Below are 306 nucleotides of genomic sequence, written 5' to 3' on the forward strand. Positions count from 1 at the left end.
TGATGAATCAGGAAGGGCGCCTTGCGCTCACTGGCGGCTTCCGAGATGGCTTCCCAGAACTGGACCAGATAGTTGAGGTCCCACTGGAGCTCCTTGGAAGAGCGGCCAATGCCGGCGGTACGCACAATGATACCCATGGACTTGGGCACCTGGACGTCGTTCATGGCTTCTTTGAGCTGGGCCCGCTCGTCACCCTCGATGCGTCGGGAAATACCATCGGCGCGGGGGTTGTTTGGCATCAGTACCAGATAGCGACCAGCCAGGGAGATAAACGTGGTCAGTGCAGCGCCTTTATTGCCGCGCTCC

General features: G+C 59.5%; 1 protein-coding gene. It reads right to left on the reverse strand.

Going from position 1 to position 306, the window contains the following annotated elements:
* A partial coding sequence (locus tag E5Q11_RS17595; protein ID WP_210426344.1) for a ribonuclease E/G occupies window positions 1–306 on the reverse strand: 306 nt, incomplete at both ends.

This window comes from Marinobacter confluentis, assembly GCF_004785685.1.
Classification (GTDB): Bacteria; Pseudomonadota; Gammaproteobacteria; order Pseudomonadales; family Oleiphilaceae; genus Marinobacter; species Marinobacter confluentis.